Consider the following 17856-nt stretch of genomic DNA (forward strand, 5'->3'; position numbering starts at 1 on the left):
AACGAAGAATGACATGCGGCTTCGGCGGGCCTCCGCCGGAGCCGCCGTCGTTCGCGGCGCCTGCTTTCGGCTGATCGGAGGGAACATTAGGAGTCTTCGATGGTTGGAATATTGGGAAACCTGAAGACCAAGGAGGCCCATCATGAGCAGCAGACTTCCCCCGACGCCGCCGGAAAACCTCAGCCACAAGGGCGCCGGCGAACAGGCCCATGCGGATACCAAGCGCGGCCAGATCCACGCCGCCAACGACCCCGGCAAGCAGGGCCAGCAGGGCAATACGAAGATCAACACGACCCACCAGGGTTACCAGCAGGATCGATAAGGAGGACTGCCCCATGTCGACCTCGACGAAGACGCCCGCCAGCATCCGCCAGGGCGGCCCCGGCGCGTCGCATGAAAATGCCAAGGCGCCGCTCGATGTGAAGAAGCCGCCAGCCGGGAGCGACCTGCGCTCGCAGAGCCGGGTTTCCGGCGGGGGCGGCGAATGCGACAGCCACCATACCCACGATGCGAAAAAGAAAGGCGGCGGCACGCAGCACCCTTCGCATTGATTCCGAAATCATTGGGATCCGCAGACAACCTTCCCGGCCGGCGTGCCGGGAGGGTTCTGGCATGCCGTTGAGCGACGCGTGCCCGGCTGAGAGTTTCAGTAAACGTTGCAAAGCTCCGCGAGCCGGATTTCGAGAAAGCGACGTTCCGCGGGCTGCCGCGCATGGTCCAGCGCGCGGCGATAGCCGGCTCGGGCTTCTGCGTTGCGGCCCAGCCGCCGGTAAAATCGGCACTGACGGCATGGGCCAAATGGTAATCGTCGAGATCGCCTTTGCCGAGGAGCGGTTGCAGCATGGCCAGGCCGGCCGCCGGCCCGTCCCGCATGCCGATCGCCACCACGCGGTTGAGCCCCACGACCGGCGAGGGATCGATCCGGAACAGTATGTCGTAGAGCGTTGCGATCTCCGCCCAGTCGGTCGCGTCGATCGTTTCCGCATGGGCATGGACGGCGGCGATCGCCGCCTGCAGGACATAGGGACCGATGCGCTGCTGCCCCAGGGCGCGGCGTATCAGGCCGTCCGCCTCGGCGATGAGGTCGCGATCCCAAAGCGACCGGTCCTGGTCTTCCAGCAGGATGATGTCGCCGGAGGGAGTGACACGGGCGTTGCGCCGGCTTTCGTGCAGCAACATCAGCGCCAGCAGGCCAAGGCTTTCCGCATCTTCCAGCAGACCGGACGCCAGCCGGCCAAGCCTGATCGCTTCGGTCGTAAGCTCGGTACGCAGAAGGTCAGGCCCGTCGGTTGCCGCATAACCCTCGTTGAAGATCAGATAGATGACCCGGAGCACGCTTTCGATTCGGGCCGGCAGTTCCGCCCGTGCCGGGACTTCGTAAGGGATCTTGTCGTCGCGGATCTTCGCCTTGGCGCGGACGATCCGCTGGGCGATTGTCGGCGTGCGGGTCAGGAAGGCACGGGCGATCTCTTCCGTCGTCAGCCCGCCGACTTCCCGAAGCGTCAGCGCAAGGCGCGCGTCGGCGGGCAGCGCCGGATGGCAGCAGGTGAAGATCAGCCGCAATTCATCGTCTTCGATCACGGCCGGAAGCATGGTCTCCGTTTCTGTTTCGGAAAGCGCCAGAAGTTCCGGCATCGCGCCGGCGATCCGCGCCTGCCGCCGCCAGCGGTCGATCGCCTTGAACCGGCCGGTCGAGACCAGCCAGGCGTAAGGGTTCTTCGGCACGCCCTCGCGCCGCCAACGGTCGGCCGCGGCGGCAAAGGCCTCGTGCAAGGCCTCCTCCGCCGCTTCGAAGCCGCCGAGCAGGCGGATCAGGGTTGCCAGCACGCGCCGTTTTTCGGTGCGGTATGTGCGCTCCAGCGCGACGCGTGCTTCGAGGGCGCTCATAGCTGCGGTGGCTCGGTGCTGAAATCGACCAGCGGCCGCACCTCGATCGAGCCGATCCGCGCCAGCGGGTGGCCACCGGCAACCTTGGCGGCCTCGTTCAGGTCCTGCGCTTCGATGATGACGATGCCGCCCAGCATTTCCTTGGTTTCCATGAAAGGACCGTCCGTTGCCGACATCTTTTCGTTGCGGACCTGCACGGTCATCGCCGATTCCGGCATTTCCAATGCCTCGCCGACGATGAAATGGCCGCTGGCCTTCAGCACGTCGTCATAACCGGCGCAGCCGGCAAGCGCCGTGTTGGATTCCGGGCTGCCGTTGAAGAGGATCTTGGGATCGTAATAGATCAGGCAAGCATAGCGCATGGTGGTCTCCCTTGGGTTGGCGCTTCGAACGGCCATAGTCGTCAGCCAGCCGTCGGATTCGACAGCGCTCCGAAAATTTTTTCGAGTTTATTTTTGGGGCGCCCTGCCGCACACCATGTCGACGCCGGCACGGGCGAGGTCTTCCAGCATGTCGCGCGGGGCGCCGGCGCGGGCGCGCACCGCCAGCGAATGCATGACCGAAGAGGCAAGCAGCGAAAGTGCCTTGGGATCCGCCTCCTTCGGTAGTTCACCCCTTTCGACCGCAAGCATGAGCCGCGCCTCGATCTCCGCGTCGAAGGCTTCGAGGCTTTGGCGCAACATGTCGCGCACGCGGGAATGCTGGATGGCCTCGGCAGTGGCGGTGCCGATCAGGAAACAGCCGCGGGCGGAGGTTTCTCCCGAAAGATAGGTCGAGAGCGCCCGCCGATAGATCTCTGCAATGTTCTCGCGAAGCGGCAGGGAAGGGTCGAGCGCCTCTTCCATCGCAACGAGACTGTCGTCGCGATAGCCGGCGAGCGTGCCGAGATAGAGATCCTCCTTGTCGCCGAAAGCTCCGTAGAGGCTCGGCCGGTTGAGACTGGTCGCGGCGCTGAGCGCATCCAGCGACGTGCCCTCGAAACCTCTGTCCCAGAAAACCTCGCGCGCCTTTTCGATCGTCGCGGCTTCGTCGAACGCTCTCGGCCGGCCGCGCTTCTTTGTCTCGCTCATTTTTGTACCGTTCCGCATTAAAATCTTGACGAAGAGGATTTTATGCGAGATGGTACAAATATTCAATCGCAAAGCCGCAAGGATGGAGAGGCAATATGAAACTTTACATGCACCCCGGCGCCTGTTCGCTTTCCCCGCACATCGTCTGCCGGGAACTGGGACTTGAAGTCGAAACCGTGCCGGTCGAGCGAGGCACCTACCGCCTGCCGGATGGCGGCGATTATCTCGGGATCAACGGAACTGGCTATGTGCCGGCCCTGATGCTTGACGACGGCGCGGTGCTGACCGAGGGGCCGGCGATCGTACAGTTTCTCGCCGCCAGCGTTGCGTCCGGCCGCAATCTGCTGCCAGCGGTAGGTAGTCTGGAACGCAGCCGGGTGCAATCCTGGCTGAATTTCATCACCTCGGAACTGCACAAGCCGATGGTCATGCTCTTCAACGCGGCCTATGCGCCGGCGCATGACCCCATTCGGGGCCTGGTGTCGAGACGTCTCGACTGGCTGAACGGACGGATCGGCGGACCTTATCTGGAGGGCGAGGGTTTTTCGGTGGCGGATGCCTATCTCTTCGTCTGCCTCAACTGGTCGCCATGGATCGGCATCGACCTCAAGACCTGGCCGCGCCTGGAAGCCTTCTTTCGCGCCGCCGCCGGCCGGCCGGCGGTGCAGGCGGCCCTTCAGGCCGAAGGTCTGCATGCTTCCCCCGAAAACATTTTCTTTGCGCCGCGCGCCGGCGAAGATCACCGGGCGGCTGCAGGAGTGCGGCCATGAGCGGGCTTTCGGCAACTACGGAAGCGGTGCTCCACCGCTTCAACGATGTCTTCCTGAACCATGACCCATCGGCGCTCGCCGAACTCGTGGCGGAGGATTGCGTGATCGAAAATACCGTTCCCGCCCCGAACGGCGCCCGCCACGAGGGGCGCGACGCCTGTATCGCGCTCTGGACCGGTATCGCCACGGCGGAAGGCACCCGGTTCGAGACGGAAAGCCTGACGGCGGAGGGGGAGGGCGGCATCATTCTCTGGCGTTTCTTCTGGGGCGCGGGAGAGGAGAATTCGGTCCGCGGCGTCAACCTGATGAAGGTCAAGGATGGCCGTATTGTCGAGGCGCTTGGTTACGTCAAAGGCAGTTGACGCGAAAAGAGGGCGGAAAACATATATTTCCCCTCACTCGTCTTGGCGGAGCATTTTCAGGGACTGCTATTCTCCACCAGATGTCGGCGGAGGAAGGCGACCACTTCGACATTGAGCTCTCTGTGGAATTCGGCACGGTCGAAGCCCGGCGCATCGACGCACGCGTCCGACGATGGTCGGATTTTCGGGCAAGGCGTCAGAAATGACAGATGAACTGCGTTGGACACGATTCGGAAGTCGGGTCTTTCCGGCAATAGGTGTGCAAGCGTTGCAACGTCTTCGGGAGATGCACCGCCACCACCTCCGAGCTCCGATCCCCAAAGTTGGAGCGGAATTTTGACGTCCTTCACGCTATCGAAGGTCTGAAAGACGATGCTCAGAGGGTCTGCCACCACCAAGGCCTTGATCCGAGGATCGTGGCTCCATGACCGCGGCGGCAGTTTTGGCCGGGTAGCCTGAGCTTGATTGGCTGATGAGCAGTCCGTTGCTTTTGGATCTGCGCAACGCGGCGGCAGCTTACTGAAGTCGGGATTGGCGCCAGCGGCGACAAGCCCCGTATAGCCGCCCTGAGAGAACCCATAAAAGCCAACCCGCTGTGGATCGATCTTCGCGGCATCGGGAGAGGTGGTAATCATGAAGTCAATAGTTCGCTTGATATCGACCGGACGCTTGATCAGCACACCAAGGCCGTTTGCGCGGCTCATGTCGGCGTAATTCGCATTTGGATGATTGATCGCAACGACGACAAAGCCCGCGTCGGCCAATGCTTCGGCGGTATCATGGTGGCCAAGATACCAACCACCATAGCCGTGCGAGATAATGACAAGCGGCAACTTCTCACCCGCAATCGGACAATTTGGCACTGCCGGTACGCTCAAGGCTCCGATCTTCATTTCCGAGGCTGCCGCCGTACAAGGCGACCACATTGCGGCATCGATTGCCGGGTCGCTCTCGTCGGCAGGAATTTGGATGAATTTCAAGCCTGCGGCATGGGACGGTGGCGCGATAAGACTGAGAGCCGCAGCAAGCGCTAAAGCGAGACGAGTCATTGAAATTACTCCATTTAAAGAGATGTGATTGCGGGTCTATCGAGTAGGAAACATTTGAAGGGAAGGCGAATGATCCACGAGTTCAGCGTGGGCTGAACGCGAGGCATGAAAAATACCGCTGCTATCTTGCATAAACAGATAGCTTGTTATATTCAAGCTGTAAAGCCGAGGTTTTCATGTCCGACTCGATTCAGGTTCAACTGCGAAAAGGCGCTCTCGATCTTTGCGTCCTGGCCGTGCTCTCGCGGGGCGAGAGCTATGGCTATGAGATCGCCAGCACGTTGGTCGCGGCGGTCGGTATGGGTGAAGGCACGATCTACCCGCTGATGCGCCGGATGCAGAATGACGGCCTGGTGGCCACCCGCATCATCGAGTCGAGCAGTGGGCCGCCGCGCAAATATTACCGCCTGACGCCGTTGGGCCAGGCGGTTTTCGAGGCTCATCGCCGCGACTGGCGCTCGTTTGCGGATGCCGTCGACAAACTTCTTGAGGATCTGCCATGACCAGGGACGCCTTCTTACGTGCGCTGAGATCGGGACTTGCTGGCCTGCCGTCTCAAGATGTCGAGGACATCGTTGCTGACTATGCTGCTCATTTTGCCGAGTCGAAAACGTCCGGCCGTAGCGAAGAAGAGGTCGCCGCCGCATTGGGCGACCCGGCCAGAATTGCCAGGGAACTGCGGGCCGAGGCGGGTCTGCGCCGCTTCGAAGACCATTGGAGCCTTTCGAATCTTGTGGCAGCCACGACGGCTCTCGCCGGCCTTGCGATTGTCGACATCCTCTTCTTGCTGCCGTTGCTGATCCTTACGATTTTTGTGGCATTCGGCGTTGCGATCGCGCTGGTAGCGATCGGCGCCGTCGGCGTGAAGATCATCTTCACCACGTTGCTGCTCGACCTTGGTGAACCGGCGATTGGAGCAGCAGCGCGCTTGTTCATTGGCGCTGGCCTCGTGAGTGGCCTGCTGGGTGGCGGCGCCTTGCTGCTCATTGGACTGGGCGCGGGCGTACGCTTTCTAGGTCATTATGCCAGGCTGCATTTCCGTTTGGCCAAGCTGGACCGCGACCGCGTCTGATTTTGAACGACACGACGGAAGGAACCGAACAATGGCGGGAAAATTGGCATTCGTTGCAACGACGGGATTGATCGGCGCGGTGGCCTTTCTAACCCTGGGCATCGGACTTTCGGGGCGGGATTGGACCGACGCGAGGCACCTGTGGGGTGCAATGCCGTCCGCATGCGGATCCGCCGCCTCTACCAAACAGCAGATTACCCTTCCTTTCGCGGCGAGCGACAGCCTGACAATCGATCTGCCGGCTTCGGTCCGCTATAGGCCGGGTGACAAGGCGGAGGCTGTTGTCAGCGGAGATCCCGCTCTTCTCGATCATGTGCGAATGGAAGGTCACAGGTTGAGTCTGGATTGTGATCCAGGCTGGTTTGCATCCAAACTCGCCGTCAGCGTGTCGGGACCCGCGATAACTGATTGGACACTGCTCGGCAGCGGCGACCTGACCTTGTCGCAGATCGATCAGCCTCGGTTGCGCCTGAGCATACGCGGAAGCGGCAGCGTCGCCGCCAGCGGAGCCTCTGATACGGTCGACGTGGAGATCTCGGGTTCGGGCGCGGCACGGCTCAAGGAACTGACTGCCAAGTCCGCGCAGATCAAGATCCGCGGCAGTGGCGACGCGCAAATGACGGCGCTGACAGATGCGGACGTCTCCATTTTCGGGAGCGGCAATGTTGACCTATCCGGCCACCCGATCCTGCGGCGCTCGGAGATCAGAGGCAGTGGCCGCATCATGCAAGCGCCCTAGCCTCACCAATGTGCACTCGTGAAAACGGCTCTCTGCCGGGTTCGAAGAGGAGCTTCCGCCGGTCAAAAGGGGGTGAGGCCATCGGCGGCGATTGCGCTCCACCGCCGCCCGTGAGACAAGACGATCCGGCCGGGATTTCGACCCGGAACGGGGGAGACAGTGCGCTTATTTTCCAGATTTCCGGTGCTCTGCGCCGCTATTTTATTCAATGCCCTGCAGGCCTTCCCGGCGGCGGCCGATCCGCTCGTCTTCTCCTATCACGGGTGGCGGGTGGACCTGACGGGCGCCCGCGGCGCCGAGTCGGACCAGAAGATGGTCGCGACCGTCAAACGCCAGCTCGATATCGTCGAGCAGGTCGGCCTGAAGCCGGACGTGGTTCAGTTCATGCGCTCCATCCCGGTCTGGGCGGACCCTTCGAAAGCAAGCTCCGGCCCCGGCCATTACGGCAGCGGGGCCGGCGTCGACGTGCGCGTCAGGCAGCTCGATCCGGACAAGCCGATCATCCTGCACGAGTTCCTGCATGCCTATCACGACAAGATAGTGCCACAAGGCTTCAACAACCCCGACATCAAGGAATTCCATGACCGCGGCCGCCAGTTCTGGCCCGGCGATTCCTACATGATGAGCAATGCCCGGGAGTTCTTCGCAGTGACGGCGAGCGTCTATCTCTTCGGCAATATCGACCGGCCGCCCTATTCCCGCGCCGAGCTGCGCAACAAGCAGCCGCGCTATTATCAGTGGCTGGCGCAGCTCTTCGACGACGGCCGGCCGAGATCCTGACCTGTCTTCCGCCTATCTTCGGGTCCTGTAGGTCCTGACCGCTTCGCCGAAGGCTTCGAACAGCGCCCGGTTGATCGGATTGGCCTGCGGATCGTATTCCGCATGCCATTGCACGCCGAGCGCAAAACCTTTCGCATCCCTGAACCGGATCGCTTCGATGGTTCCGTCGTCGGCGGTGCCTTCGGCGATAATCCTTTCGCCGAGATCGAGAACGCCCTGTCCGTGCAGCGAATTGACCCGGATCGTCTCGCGGCCGAGCAGTCTTGCAAACACGCCGTCGGGGATCAGCCGCACCTCGTGGCGGTCGGCGAAGACGACCGACATATCCGGATGGATCTCGCCGTTTTCGAGCCTCGGCATGCGGTGGTTGATGCGGCCGGGCAGTTCGCGGATCTCCGGATGCAGCGAACCGCCGGCCGCGACGTTCATTTCCTGGAAGCCGCGACAGATGCCGAAAACCGGGACGCCCTTTTCGACGCAGGCCTTGATCAACGGCAGCGCCACCGCGTCGCGGTTCTGGTCGTAGGGCTCGTGCCGCGCGTGCGGCTCCGTATTGAAATGGCTCGGATGGACATTGGCCCTCGCCCCCGTCAGCAGGATGCCGTCGACGATATCGAGAAGCGTGCCGATATCGGTGATACCAGGATTGCCGGCGAACATCAGCGGCAGGGCATCGGTGACATCGGCGATCGCCTTCAGATTTCCCTCGCCGACAAGCTGGGCCGTGAAGCGGTTTTCGACGACGAAGGAATTCCCGATCACGCCGATCACAGGTCTGGTCATTTTAGGTCCTGTCTTCCGGACCGCGCAGCCTTTGGGAAAGGCCGGACGGACATTTCTTGAATATCTCTGCTTGCCGTCATTTGCGCACCGTGCCGACCCTGGCTAACACCTCTTTCGGAATGCCGTAGCGCTTGATGATGTCGCGATTGTTCCGCATGCCGCATATTTCGCGCTGGATGAACAAGGCCCAGACGGCATCCGCCGCCTCGTAAAGCAGCGTGTCGTGCCGCCCGGCCCCGTCACGCGTCTCGTCCCACGCATCGAGCGCCGCAAGGGCGGCCTCCACCTTAACCCCCTGCCGGGTCAGTGCGGCCGCCCTCTCGGACTGCAGTTCGTATTCGAGCACGTTGAAGCCGGTATTGATGAAACCGGGCTGCGAGAGGGATTGGGGCGGGCGGAAGCTCATGAAACGGACCTGGGTTTGTCGCGATGTTATTCGATTGCTGCAACGCGTCAAAGGGAGAATGAGACCTCCATGTAGGAGGTGCGACCGCCGTCATCCACCCGATAATTGCCTGGGCAGCCGCGTCACGCGAGGATATCGATATCCTCCAGTTCCCCGGTATTGGCCGAGATGTGCCCGAAGAGCGCGAGGGCGGCATGCAGTTGATCCGGGTCGATATCGCGAAAGATCTGCCCGCGCATCCGTTCGGCGATCGCGCGAACCATCGCCGCCTGTTCCTCGCCATACGGCGTGAGAAAGAGCAGCTTGACGCGCCGGTCGTTCGGGTCCGGGCGGCGCTCGATGAGGCCGTTTTCCTCCATGCGGTCGAGAAGGCGCACCATGGTCGCCTGTTCGAGTTCCAGCTCGCAGGCAAGTTCGCTCTGTGTCATGTTCTGTTTCTTGGCGAGGCGGAAAAGGGCGCGGGCCCGCGGATAGGTCAGCCCGTGCGCGGTGACCTGCTGGTTGAAGGCCGTGCGGATCTTGCGGCTCACCTTGGTGAGGGCTTCCAGGAATTCGGATGCGATCGGATCAGGTTTCATCTAGGCCAGAAGTTAGCGTGCTAAGTTGTTCAAACTTAGCACGTGTACCATTTCGCTTCAAGGAAACCGAGGGCTGGCCCGGGAGGTCGAGCCGATATGCGGCGGGCCATGGCCTAATTGGTGCTGTCACGCACAACCGTACGTTCTGAAACCCCGCCTCATGCCTCACTCCGCCGCTTCCCGTTCCCGGCTCGGCTCCTCGGCGGCGTGCCTTCTGCGTCCGGCCAGCACGTCTCCGGCGGTTTCCGGCAGGCGGAGGAAGGTGAAGCAGGAACTGGCCGAGACCGCGGCGATGATCGCGAAGGACATGGTGAAGGCGTGGTTGGTCAGTGTCTGCGAACCGCCGGAGAAATATTGCAGCAGCAGCGCGGCGAATGCGACTCCAATGCTCTGGGCGATCCGCTGGCCCATCTGCGACAGCGAGGTCGCGTGGCTCATTTCCGCATCGCTTACCTCGGCGAAGCCGAGCGTGTTGAGCGAGGTGAACTGCAGCGCGCGGAAGAAGCCGCCGAGCAGGATGATGCCGATCATCACGGCCATTGCCGTCTGTGGTGTGAAAATCCCGCAGAGTCCCATCGAAAAGCTGGCGACGAGCGCATTCCAGAAGAGAATGCGGCGGAACCCGAAGCGATGGAGTATCCGCTTGGTGATGGTTCGCATGCCGAAGGCGCCGATCGCCGAAACGAAGGTGATGGCGCCGGATTGCAGCGGCGTATAGCGGAACACTTCCTGCATCAGCAGCGGCAGCATGAAGGGCAGCGCCCCAATGCTGATCCTGAACAGCGTGCCGCCTGAAAGACTGGCGCGGAAGGTCGGGTGGCGAAAAAGCCGCAGGTCGAGGATCGGGTCCGTCTTGCGCCGCGCGTGCAGCACATAGAGGCCGAGGATGGCAAGCCCGGCGCAGGCGAGCGCGATCGATCCGCCATTCATATCGCGGGCAAAGGCATCGAGGCCGAAGATCGTCGCGCCGATGCCGATGCCGGTGAGGATGAAACCGAGGACATCGAAGGATTTGCGTTCGGCGACCGGCACCTTGTCGATCAGCGCCAGCGTCAGGATGATCGCGATGATGCCGACCGGCAGGTTGATCCAGAAGATCCAGCGCCAGGAACTGATGCCGGTGATGAAGCCGCCGAACAGCGGACCGATCGCGGGACCCACCACCGCCGGCATGCTCGTCAGCACCATGGCGGAGATCAGGTCCTCGCGCGGTACGGAGCGCACCAGGATAAGGCGCGCCGTCGGCAGCATCAGCGCGCCGCCGAAGCCCTGCAGCGCACGGGCGGCGATCAGCATGGGAAGGGTGGTGGATGCGGCGCAAAGAAGCGAGGCGAAGGTGAAGATGCCGATCGCCGAGCAGAAGAGGAGGCGTGCCCCGAACCGGTCGGCCAGCCAGCCACTGATCGGCAGGAAGACGCCGGCGGCCAGCAGATAGATGGTTATTGCCGAGTGCAGGACGACCGGCGGTTCGCCGAGCGCATCGGCGATGGAGGGCAGCGCGGTGGCGATCGCCGTCGAGTCGATCTGCTGCATGATAAGCGCCGAGGCGACGATCAGCGGCACGGTCTTGCGCGTTTCCAATGCGGTTTCTCTTTGTTTCCGGCCGTCGCGGCGGAACGGCAGGTTCACAGCCACGTCGCAGCGTATTTCAAGCGGCCAATGTTCTTCTATGTGGAACGACGGTCCATCATATGTAGTACCTGTGGTGCCGGACTGTCAACGGCGGGCAGGCCTGACGACCATCGTTTGCACCGACTTTATGGTCTTCCCGGAGCGGAATCTGGGATCAGGGAGAAAGATGCCGGCCTTGGCATCATTTGCCGCTTCACGCGACCGGTCTGCCTCGCTACAAATCCATCATTCCGTTCGAAAAATTGGATTTCCCGCCATGGCCGATAGCGTTACCGATCGTTTTCTCCGTTATGTCGTCATCGATACCCAGTCGGATGCCAAGTCGCCGACCCAGCCTTCCACCATGAAGCAGAGGATCCTCGGGGAACTGCTTGCCGCCGAACTCCAGGCGATCGGGGTCACCGACGCGCATCTCGACGAACACGGCTACGTCTACGGGACGATCCCCGCGACGACCTCCAAGAACAACGTGCCGGTCATCTGCTTCACCGCCCATATGGATACGGCGCCCGATTTTTCCGGCACCAACGTCAAGCCGCAGATCGTCAGGAACTATCAGGGCGGCGACATCCAGCTCTTGGGTGACAGGACCCAGGTGATCAGGGTGGCCGAACATCCGGTGCTGAAGGACTTGATCGGTCACGACATCGTCACCACCGACGGCACGACGCTGCTCGGCGCCGACGACAAGGCGGGCATTGCCGAAATCATGACGGCGGCCGAATTCCTGATCAACAACCCGGACATCAGACACGGCGCGATCCGCATTCTCTTCACCACCGACGAAGAGATCGGCCGCGGCGTCGACAAGGTCGATTTCAAGAAGCTCGGTGCCGATTTCGCCTATACGCTGGATGGCGAGACCGCCGGCACGATCGAGGACGAGACCTTTTCCGCCGATGCGGTGGAGATCGCCATCAAGGGCGTCGCCATCCATCCGGGTTTTGCCTACGGCAAGATGGAAAATGCCATCCGGATCGCCGGCGCCATCATCGACCGGCTGCCGAAGGACCAGGCGCCGGAAACCACCAGGGGCCGCGACGGCTTCATCCATCCGACCGGTGTGTCAGGCGTAATGGAAAAGGCAAACCTCTCCTTCATCATCCGCGATTTTACCGAGGAAGGCTTGAAAACGAAGGAGGCGCTGCTCGAAGAAATCACGAAGGATGTTCTCTCCTCCTATCCCGGTTCCAGCTATACGTTCACGATCAAGGAACAGTACCGCAACATGAAGGTGGTGCTGGACAGGCATCCGGAGATCGTCGAATACGCCGTCGAGGCGATCCGCCGGGCCGGCATGGAACCGGTGCGCGGCAGCATACGCGGCGGCACGGACGGCTCGCGCCTTTCCTTCATGGGCCTGCCATGCCCCAATCTCTTCGCAGGCGGCCACGCCTTCCACTCGCCGCTTGAATTCGTCTCGAGCCAGGACATGGAAAAAGCGGTCAAGACCGTGATCGAACTCGCCAGGCTCTGGGAAGAGCGGGCATAGGTCCCGGATCGTCTCCATCGCATCGTTCCCGCCTAGCGGCCGGGTGTTCGATGCACCCAAAAAAGGTTGGTGCAGAGCCGGTACAACAGTCGGCAAGATATGCTTAGAGGCTATCGAGGCATTTCCTGTGGCCTCGCGTCGACCAACAAGAGAACCCTCGCACTACCCCGCGAGGGTTCTTTTGGGCGGTCTTGAACAGGCCGTATTTCCCGCATAGATATCCACCATCCGCAGCACCAACAGGACGGTTGAAAATGGATTCCACCCAGATCGCAGCGCCCCTTCGCCTTGCAATCCGGGAATCTGTCCATGCCTTCCATTACGCTTGCCAATCTTTCGTGGTCCACGCCTGACGGCCGGCCGCTTTTCTCCGATCTCAATCTCGGCTTTGGTCCGGAACGTGCCGGGCTCGTCGGCCGCAACGGCGTCGGCAAGACGACGCTGCTCAAGCTGATTACCGGCGAACTCTCGCCGGTTTCCGGCACGATTTCCGTCTCCGGCACGCTCGGCGTGCTGCGGCAGAGCGTGCAGGTCGGGCCGAAGGAGACGATCGCCGATCTCTTCGGCGTCCGCGGCGCGTTTGCCCTTCTTGCCCGCGCCGAACGGGGCGAGGCGACGGCTGACGAACTTGCCGATGCCGACTGGATGCTGGAAGCGCGCATGGCCGAGGCCCTGGCGCGCGCAGGCCTTGAGGCCACGGCCGAAACGCCGCTCGCGACATTATCCGGTGGCCAGCGCACGCGCGCCGGGCTGGCGGCGCTGATCTTTCGCGAGCCGGATTTCCTGATTCTCGACGAACCGACCAACAATCTCGACCGCGAGGGCAGGCGGGCGGTGATCGGGCTTCTCGCCGGCTGGAGGGGAGGGGCGATCGTCGTCAGCCATGATCGCGAACTGCTCGACACGGTCGATGCGATCATCGAGATGACGACGCTCGGCGCCACCCGGTATGGCGGTAACTGGAGCCATTACCGGGAGTGCCGAGCGCTGGAACTGGCTGCGGCCGAGCACGATCTGGCCGATGCCGAAAAGCGGGTTGCAGATGTGAACCGCACCGCGCAGGAAACCGCCGAACGCAAGGCTCGCCGTGACGGCGTCGGCAAACGGAAAGCGGCACGGGGCGACATGCCGCGTATCGTTGCCGGCGGGCTGAAACGCCAGGCGGAGAATACCAGCGGCGGGAACGCCCGGCTGGCCGAGCGGCTCCGGACCCGGGCGCTGGAAGACGTCTCAGCCGCCCGTGAAAAGGTCGAGATCCTGCAGCCGCTGACCGTCACGCTGCCGCCGACCGGCCTGCCGGCGGGCCGGACCGTGCTTCGGCTCGAGAACGTCACGGCCGGTTACGATCCGGAAAAACCGGTGCTGCGCAACCTGTCCTTCGAGATCACCGGTCCGGAACGGATTGCCGTCACCGGCCCGAACGGATCGGGCAAGACGACGCTTCTGTCGCTGATATCCGGCGCGCTCCTGCCCTTCTCGGGCACGGTGCGCGTGCCGGTGAAGACCGCTATGCTGGATCAGCGGGTCGGCATTCTCGATCCGGCGCTTTCGATCCGCGACAATTTCAAAAGGCTCAATCCGCAGACGGATGAAAACGCCTGCCGCGCGGCGCTGGCGCGTTTCATGTTCCGGGCCGACGCGGCGCTGCAGGTGAGCGGCACGCTTTCCGGCGGCCAGATGCTGCGCGCGGGCCTTGCCTGCGTGCTCGGCGGTCAGGAGCCGCCGTCGCTGCTGATCCTCGACGAGCCCACCAACCATCTCGACATCGATTCCCTCGCCGCGGTGGAGGCCGGCCTGCGGGCCTATGACGGGGCGCTCCTCGTCGTCAGCCACGACGAGGTATTCCTGGACGAGATCGGTGCGAGCCGCAGGCTGGAATTCGGCGTCACGCCTTCGTGAGCGCGTCCGTCGTCACCAGATTGACGCCGGCTTCGGCGAACTGGGCATTGTAGCGGTTGATGATCGAGGCGGCGGCTTCGTCGGGAAGATCGACGGTGCTGTGGGCATCGGAAACAACGGTGACCTTCAGTCCGTTGGCAATGGCGCCCTGCACCGTGCCGGCGACGCAGAAATTCGTCTGGGCGCCGAGTATGACCACCTCGGGCGTGTCGAGATCCGCCAGCCAGGCGCCGAGCTTCGGGTTGCTGAAGGAATCGCGCACCGACTTGGAAAAGGTCGGTTCGTGCTCTGCCTGGCCGAGGGCCGGCCAGACGGGCCAGCCCGGTTCGCCGGGTGCCAGCGGATCGCCCTCCGGACCGTCATGGCGGATGAAGGCGACCTTGCGGCCTTCGCGTCTCGCCCAGTCGATCACCTGTCGGGCACGTTCGACAAGCCTGTCGGCATCATGAAGCGGCGGTTCGGCGACCCCGTCGAACATGCCGGTCTGCAGATCAATGACGATGACGGGGGCGGCGTCTGCCGGCTTTTGCATGGCGGTCTCCTGAGCACGGGCTTTAGACCCTCTTATGCGCGGATATGCCGTGCCGTTCAACCGGCAGAATCAGGGAGGATCAACGGCAGACCCGGGTGGTCCTCACGACGAGATCACCGTTGCGATAGGTGCGGACCTTCTTGGTCATGCAGCCGTGGCGCGGACGATCCCAGTTCCGGACATAACGCGGAGGGCGATGATCGCGATAATAACGCGGGCGATCGTAATCGCGATAATAGCGCGGACCGTCGCCGGTGGTGATGGTGACGCTGGCGCCCTGGGCTTGTGAGGGCCCTGCAAAAGCAAGCAGGGACGAAAAGGCGAATGCCGTTGCGATAATCAGTTTCTTCATGGGTGTAACCTCGTGTTTTGTATGAGGTTTGAACGCCTTGAAAGGTTGGGGGTTCCGGGAAAACGGCCGGCTGGGACCAAAGTCCTGCGCCTGCCGGACCTTGGTTTTATATACGCCGGTCGCCGGAATGGACCAAGGTCCGGCTTTGGCGAGCGTCTCCGCAACCAAGGCAGCAGAAGACAATCCTATCGAAGCAGGCCCTGGCCGCCGTCCACAAAGATGGGCGTGCCGGTGATATGCCGCGAGCGATCCGAAGCAAGGAACAGAATGACGTCGGCGACATCCTCGCTTGTCCCCGCCTTGCCGCCGGTGATCGGAATGTCGCCCTCCGGGAATTTCACCGGCACGGCCGTCTCGCGCTTGCCGCGCACGGTGGTGTTGTCGTTGATGCTGGTGTCGATCGCGCCGGGGCAGACGGCATTGACCCGGATCCCGTGTCTGCCGAGTTCCAGCGCCAGCTGCTGGACGATCGCCACCTGGGCCGCCTTGGTGGCCACATAAGCGGTGGCGCCCGGCGTCGTGAAGGTACGATTGCCGTTGATGGAGGAAACGACCACGATCGAGCCGCCGTTTTTCTTGAGATGCGGCACGGCGGCATGGAAGGTGAGATAGGTACCGCGTAGGTTGACGGCGATCGTCCTGTCGAATTCGTCCGGCTTCAGATCGTCGATCGGTGCCCAGACGCCGTTGATGCCGGCATTCGCGACGACGACATCGAGCCGCCCGAATTCTCCCGCCAGCCGGTCGACTGCGTTCTGCATCTGGGTGGCGTTGGAAACATCCGCTTCCAGCACCAGCGCCTTGCCGCCTGCGTTCTCGATCTCCCTGGCCGTCTTGTCGACCTCGCTCCGGGTGTGGCCGAGCACGCCCACCCGCACCCCTTCGGCCGCCAGCTTCAAGGCGGCCGCCTTGCCGATGCCCGAACCTGCGCCGGTGACCAGCGCCACCTGAGATTTGAATTCCCGAGATTCCATGAGCCCATCCTGCGTTCGAAGAGTATCGCGACCCGCGGAAACGAACGGAGGACCTGGGCTCGAGGTTCCGGAGCCTAAGAGGGATATTCCTCGTCGAGGATACGCAGACCCTCGGCGAATTTCGAGCCGTCGCCGCCCATCTGGCGCATCTGCGCAAGATTGTCGGTAAGATCGGCACGTTTGACCGGCCGGGCGAGCGGATTTCGGATCGAGCGGCGGACGAACGTGAAATATTCCTCGCCGTCGCGCTTGCTCATGGCATCGACGGCATCGACGACCGCTTGCGAAAATCCTTCCTCGCGCAGGCGTTTAAAGGTCCAGCCGGGACCTTTTTCGACGACGTCATGCAGCCAGGCGACCAGCTTTTCATCCTCACCCGGCATGCCTTCTGCGACCCGGCGCACATGGTCGATGAACGGCCCGCCGGTCTTCGACGACTGACCTTTGTGAGCCTCGGTGGCGATGGCGATCGCTTTTTCGAGCAGGTCCGGCATTGCTTTGGTCTCCGTCGCTTCGGCGGCACTCTATAGAGATCGCGGGTGACGGCAATGGGTCACTTTCATCCTCTCACTGCGGGCGATCCTCGTCGAACTGAGAAACATCAAGCGGCGGAAGCCAGTTTTCGCGGCGCTTTACCCATAGCTCGTAGGTGGGTTCGAGATCGGTCGGCGCCATGTCGAGCGAGCCCACCCGGATCTCCATTTCCATGCCGTCGCTGCTTTCGTTAAAGACGCGCGAACCGCATTCGGGACAGAAGCCGCGGCCTTGGAAATATTTGACTTCGCCGCTGCTTTCGAAGGCGTGGGCCGGCCAGATGCCGAAGGTCGCGAAGACCGAGCCGCTCTCCTTGCGGCAATCGGCGCAATGGCAGAGCCCGAGCCTGATCGGCGCATCCTTTACCGAATATCGCACCTTGCCGCACAGGCAGCTGCCGGACCGGATGATCATGATCGCTCCTTTTCTCTCTTCTTGTTCAGTCAAGTTAGGGCAGGGGGAGGTCGGGGGGAAGATCGATGGTCCTCTTGCGCGGGATCATCCGCGTCGACGGTGCCGACCGCAATCCGGCCATCGGGGTACACCTCACGAAAAAAGGCCGGCATTACCGGCCTTTTTCCTGAAGTTCAAAAAAATCAGCAGTCCGAGGACTGACCGTTGGTATTGGAGCCGGATGTGCCGGGCGTGACGTTGGTGGTGGCGGTCTTGTCCGGCATGTTGGACGTCTTGTCCGTCTGCTGGTTCGGCGCGCAATTGGTGCGGATGCTGTTGGTGGTCGTGTCGTCCGTCGCCTGCGGACCACGCATCGGGCCGGGATTGACCTTGTTGGTCGGGTCGCCGGAGTCGCTTTGCGTCGAGGGCGAGCTTGCCGTCTGGGCAATGGCGCCGGTTGCGAGACCGAGCGAGATGAGGGATACAGAGATGATCTTGAACATTGGATTTCCTCCGTTGGCCAATATGCGGCGTGGGTTACATAGGCCTAAC

The 17856-nt window shown here is 62.5% G+C and carries 23 protein-coding genes and 1 pseudogene; 10 read left to right on the forward strand and 14 right to left on the reverse strand.

Annotated elements, in window-relative coordinates:
- Nucleotides 1–142 precede the first annotated feature (142 nt).
- Together DMO26_RS16195 and DMO26_RS16200 are read left to right on the forward strand one after the other, a co-directional pair.
- On the forward strand, nt 143–322 hold the full coding sequence (locus DMO26_RS16195) for a hypothetical protein (protein ID WP_117193187.1): 180 nt from the start codon (nt 143–145) through the stop codon (nt 320–322).
- Between the two features lie 13 nt (nt 323–335).
- Nucleotides 336–551 carry a hypothetical protein gene (locus DMO26_RS16200; RefSeq protein WP_117193188.1) on the forward strand — a complete coding sequence of 72 codons (216 nt, stop codon included), beginning with the start codon at nt 336–338 and terminating at the stop codon, nt 549–551.
- 556 nt (nt 552–1107) lie between these two features.
- Here the strand turns inward: DMO26_RS16200 and DMO26_RS34950 are convergent.
- From DMO26_RS34950 to DMO26_RS16215, 3 genes and pseudogenes are all read right to left on the reverse strand, one after another.
- Nucleotides 1108–1887 (reverse strand): annotated as a pseudogene (locus DMO26_RS34950) (RNA polymerase sigma factor); the annotation flags it as partial.
- Entirely contained in the window at nt 1884–2249 is a 366-nt protein-coding gene (locus DMO26_RS16210) for a YciI family protein (RefSeq protein WP_117193189.1), read from the reverse strand. The gene DMO26_RS16210 and the pseudogene DMO26_RS34950, both read right to left, overlap by 4 nt.
- 87 nt (nt 2250–2336) lie before the next feature.
- Entirely contained in the window at nt 2337–2957 is a 621-nt protein-coding gene (locus tag DMO26_RS16215) for a TetR/AcrR family transcriptional regulator (protein ID WP_117193190.1), read from the reverse strand.
- 95 nt (nt 2958–3052) lie between these two features.
- On the opposite strand from DMO26_RS16215, the gene DMO26_RS16220 reads away from it, so the two are divergent.
- Nucleotides 3053–3727, forward strand: a complete 675-nt coding sequence (locus DMO26_RS16220) for a glutathione S-transferase N-terminal domain-containing protein (protein WP_117193191.1) — start codon at nt 3053–3055, stop codon at nt 3725–3727.
- Nucleotides 3724–4089, forward strand: coding sequence for a nuclear transport factor 2 family protein (locus tag DMO26_RS16225; protein ID WP_117193192.1), 366 nt, complete (start codon nt 3724–3726; stop codon nt 4087–4089). Before DMO26_RS16220 ends, DMO26_RS16225 begins: the two co-directional genes overlap by 4 nt.
- 56 nt (nt 4090–4145) lie before the next feature.
- On the opposite strand, the gene DMO26_RS16230 is transcribed toward DMO26_RS16225, so the two are convergent.
- Complete coding sequence (locus tag DMO26_RS16230; protein ID WP_117193193.1) at nt 4146–5138, reverse strand: alpha/beta hydrolase family protein; 993 nt, start codon at nt 5136–5138, stop codon at nt 4146–4148.
- Between the two features lie 176 nt (nt 5139–5314).
- Between DMO26_RS16230 and DMO26_RS16235 the strand changes: the two genes are divergently transcribed.
- The 4 genes from DMO26_RS16235 (at nt 5315) to DMO26_RS16250 (ending at nt 7729) form a co-directional block, all read left to right on the forward strand.
- Nucleotides 5315–5641, forward strand: coding sequence for a PadR family transcriptional regulator (locus DMO26_RS16235; RefSeq protein ID WP_117193194.1), 327 nt, complete (start codon nt 5315–5317; stop codon nt 5639–5641).
- Nucleotides 5638–6210 carry a DUF1700 domain-containing protein gene (locus tag DMO26_RS16240; RefSeq protein WP_117193195.1) on the forward strand — a complete coding sequence of 191 codons (573 nt, stop codon included), beginning with the start codon at nt 5638–5640 and terminating at the stop codon, nt 6208–6210. The genes DMO26_RS16235 and DMO26_RS16240 overlap by 4 nt, the downstream gene beginning before the upstream one ends.
- Nucleotides 6211–6241: 31 nt before the next feature.
- Nucleotides 6242–6949, forward strand: coding sequence for a GIN domain-containing protein (locus DMO26_RS16245; protein ID WP_117193196.1), 708 nt, complete (start codon nt 6242–6244; stop codon nt 6947–6949).
- A gap of 159 nt (nt 6950–7108) precedes the next feature.
- Nucleotides 7109–7729: a hypothetical protein gene (locus DMO26_RS16250; protein WP_117193197.1), complete on the forward strand. Its 621-nt coding sequence runs from the start codon at nt 7109–7111 to the stop codon at nt 7727–7729.
- A 12-nt stretch (nt 7730–7741) separates the two neighbouring features.
- On the opposite strand, the gene DMO26_RS16255 is transcribed toward DMO26_RS16250, so the two are convergent.
- The 4 genes from DMO26_RS16255 to DMO26_RS16270 form a co-directional block, all read right to left on the reverse strand.
- Nucleotides 7742–8512, reverse strand: coding sequence for a gamma-glutamyl-gamma-aminobutyrate hydrolase family protein (locus tag DMO26_RS16255; RefSeq protein WP_117193198.1), 771 nt, complete (start codon nt 8510–8512; stop codon nt 7742–7744).
- Nucleotides 8513–8588: 76 nt separating this feature from the next.
- The gene (locus tag DMO26_RS16260; RefSeq protein WP_117193199.1) at nt 8589–8918 is read right to left on the reverse strand and encodes a DUF6665 family protein; all 330 of its coding nucleotides are present in this window, start codon (nt 8916–8918) and stop codon (nt 8589–8591) included.
- A 122-nt stretch (nt 8919–9040) separates the two neighbouring features.
- Complete coding sequence (locus DMO26_RS16265) at nt 9041–9496, reverse strand: MarR family winged helix-turn-helix transcriptional regulator (protein WP_117193200.1); 456 nt, start codon at nt 9494–9496, stop codon at nt 9041–9043.
- Between the two features lie 165 nt (nt 9497–9661).
- Nucleotides 9662–11077 carry a DHA2 family efflux MFS transporter permease subunit gene (locus DMO26_RS16270; protein WP_162894934.1) on the reverse strand — a complete coding sequence of 472 codons (1416 nt, stop codon included), beginning with the start codon at nt 11075–11077 and terminating at the stop codon, nt 9662–9664.
- 307 nt (nt 11078–11384) lie between these two features.
- Here DMO26_RS16270 and pepT point away from each other — a divergent pair, with 307 nt between their 5' ends.
- Both pepT and DMO26_RS16280 read left to right on the forward strand, forming a co-directional pair.
- Nucleotides 11385–12620, forward strand: a complete 1236-nt coding sequence (gene pepT, locus DMO26_RS16275; protein WP_117193202.1) for a peptidase T — start codon at nt 11385–11387, stop codon at nt 12618–12620.
- A gap of 309 nt (nt 12621–12929) precedes the next feature.
- Nucleotides 12930–14519 (forward strand): ABC-F family ATP-binding cassette domain-containing protein, encoded by a 1590-nt coding sequence (locus DMO26_RS16280; protein WP_117193203.1) that lies wholly within the window; start codon nt 12930–12932, stop codon nt 14517–14519.
- Here DMO26_RS16280 and DMO26_RS16285 read toward each other — a convergent pair.
- The 6 genes from DMO26_RS16285 to DMO26_RS16310 all read right to left on the reverse strand — a co-directional run bounded on the left by DMO26_RS16285 (nt 14506) and on the right by DMO26_RS16310 (nt 17807).
- Complete coding sequence (locus tag DMO26_RS16285) at nt 14506–15051, reverse strand: isochorismatase family protein (protein ID WP_117193204.1); 546 nt, start codon at nt 15049–15051, stop codon at nt 14506–14508. The genes DMO26_RS16280 and DMO26_RS16285 overlap by 14 nt on opposite strands.
- A 79-nt stretch (nt 15052–15130) precedes the next feature.
- The gene (locus tag DMO26_RS16290; protein WP_117193205.1) at nt 15131–15403 is read right to left on the reverse strand and encodes a hypothetical protein; all 273 of its coding nucleotides are present in this window, start codon (nt 15401–15403) and stop codon (nt 15131–15133) included.
- 185 nt (nt 15404–15588) lie between these two features.
- Nucleotides 15589–16377, reverse strand: coding sequence for an SDR family oxidoreductase (locus tag DMO26_RS16295; protein ID WP_117193206.1), 789 nt, complete (start codon nt 16375–16377; stop codon nt 15589–15591).
- Nucleotides 16378–16451: 74 nt separating this feature from the next.
- Nucleotides 16452–16871, reverse strand: a complete 420-nt coding sequence (locus DMO26_RS16300; protein WP_117193207.1) for an HD domain-containing protein — start codon at nt 16869–16871, stop codon at nt 16452–16454.
- Nucleotides 16872–16944: 73 nt separating this feature from the next.
- Nucleotides 16945–17325 carry a GFA family protein gene (locus tag DMO26_RS16305; RefSeq protein ID WP_117193208.1) on the reverse strand — a complete coding sequence of 127 codons (381 nt, stop codon included), beginning with the start codon at nt 17323–17325 and terminating at the stop codon, nt 16945–16947.
- A 182-nt stretch (nt 17326–17507) separates the two neighbouring features.
- Entirely contained in the window at nt 17508–17807 is a 300-nt protein-coding gene (locus tag DMO26_RS16310) for a hypothetical protein (protein ID WP_117193209.1), read from the reverse strand.
- Between the last annotated feature and the right edge of the window lie 49 nt (nt 17808–17856).

Origin of the sequence: Rhizobium terrae, from assembly GCF_003425685.1 — a bacterium.
Taxonomy (GTDB): domain Bacteria; phylum Pseudomonadota; class Alphaproteobacteria; order Rhizobiales; family Rhizobiaceae; genus Neorhizobium; species Neorhizobium terrae.

Coding starts and splice junctions, on each gene's coding strand:
- DMO26_RS16305 (WP_117193208.1), bottom strand. CDS start 17,325: ATGATCATCCGGTCCGGCAGCTGCCTGTGCGGCAAGGTGCGATATTCG.
- DMO26_RS16230 (WP_117193193.1), bottom strand. CDS start 5,138: ATGACTCGTCTCGCTTTAGCGCTTGCTGCGGCTCTCAGTCTTATCGCG.
- DMO26_RS16285 (WP_117193204.1), bottom strand. CDS start 15,051: ATGCAAAAGCCGGCAGACGCCGCCCCCGTCATCGTCATTGATCTGCAG.
- DMO26_RS16295 (WP_117193206.1), bottom strand. CDS start 16,377: ATGGAATCTCGGGAATTCAAATCTCAGGTGGCGCTGGTCACCGGCGCA.
- DMO26_RS16235 (WP_117193194.1), top strand. CDS start 5,315: ATGTCCGACTCGATTCAGGTTCAACTGCGAAAAGGCGCTCTCGATCTT.
- DMO26_RS16210 (WP_117193189.1), bottom strand. CDS start 2,249: ATGCGCTATGCTTGCCTGATCTATTACGATCCCAAGATCCTCTTCAAC.
- DMO26_RS16245 (WP_117193196.1), top strand. CDS start 6,242: ATGGCGGGAAAATTGGCATTCGTTGCAACGACGGGATTGATCGGCGCG.
- DMO26_RS16290 (WP_117193205.1), bottom strand. CDS start 15,403: ATGAAGAAACTGATTATCGCAACGGCATTCGCCTTTTCGTCCCTGCTT.
- DMO26_RS16255 (WP_117193198.1), bottom strand. CDS start 8,512: ATGACCAGACCTGTGATCGGCGTGATCGGGAATTCCTTCGTCGTCGAA.
- DMO26_RS16280 (WP_117193203.1), top strand. CDS start 12,930: ATGCCTTCCATTACGCTTGCCAATCTTTCGTGGTCCACGCCTGACGGC.
- DMO26_RS16225 (WP_117193192.1), top strand. CDS start 3,724: ATGAGCGGGCTTTCGGCAACTACGGAAGCGGTGCTCCACCGCTTCAAC.
- pepT (WP_117193202.1), top strand. CDS start 11,385: ATGGCCGATAGCGTTACCGATCGTTTTCTCCGTTATGTCGTCATCGAT.
- DMO26_RS16265 (WP_117193200.1), bottom strand. CDS start 9,496: ATGAAACCTGATCCGATCGCATCCGAATTCCTGGAAGCCCTCACCAAG.
- DMO26_RS16195 (WP_117193187.1), top strand. CDS start 143: ATGAGCAGCAGACTTCCCCCGACGCCGCCGGAAAACCTCAGCCACAAG.
- DMO26_RS16310 (WP_117193209.1), bottom strand. CDS start 17,807: ATGTTCAAGATCATCTCTGTATCCCTCATCTCGCTCGGTCTCGCAACC.
- DMO26_RS16220 (WP_117193191.1), top strand. CDS start 3,053: ATGAAACTTTACATGCACCCCGGCGCCTGTTCGCTTTCCCCGCACATC.
- DMO26_RS16200 (WP_117193188.1), top strand. CDS start 336: ATGTCGACCTCGACGAAGACGCCCGCCAGCATCCGCCAGGGCGGCCCC.
- DMO26_RS16240 (WP_117193195.1), top strand. CDS start 5,638: ATGACCAGGGACGCCTTCTTACGTGCGCTGAGATCGGGACTTGCTGGC.
- DMO26_RS16260 (WP_117193199.1), bottom strand. CDS start 8,918: ATGAGCTTCCGCCCGCCCCAATCCCTCTCGCAGCCCGGTTTCATCAAT.
- DMO26_RS16300 (WP_117193207.1), bottom strand. CDS start 16,871: ATGCCGGACCTGCTCGAAAAAGCGATCGCCATCGCCACCGAGGCTCAC.
- DMO26_RS16215 (WP_117193190.1), bottom strand. CDS start 2,957: ATGAGCGAGACAAAGAAGCGCGGCCGGCCGAGAGCGTTCGACGAAGCC.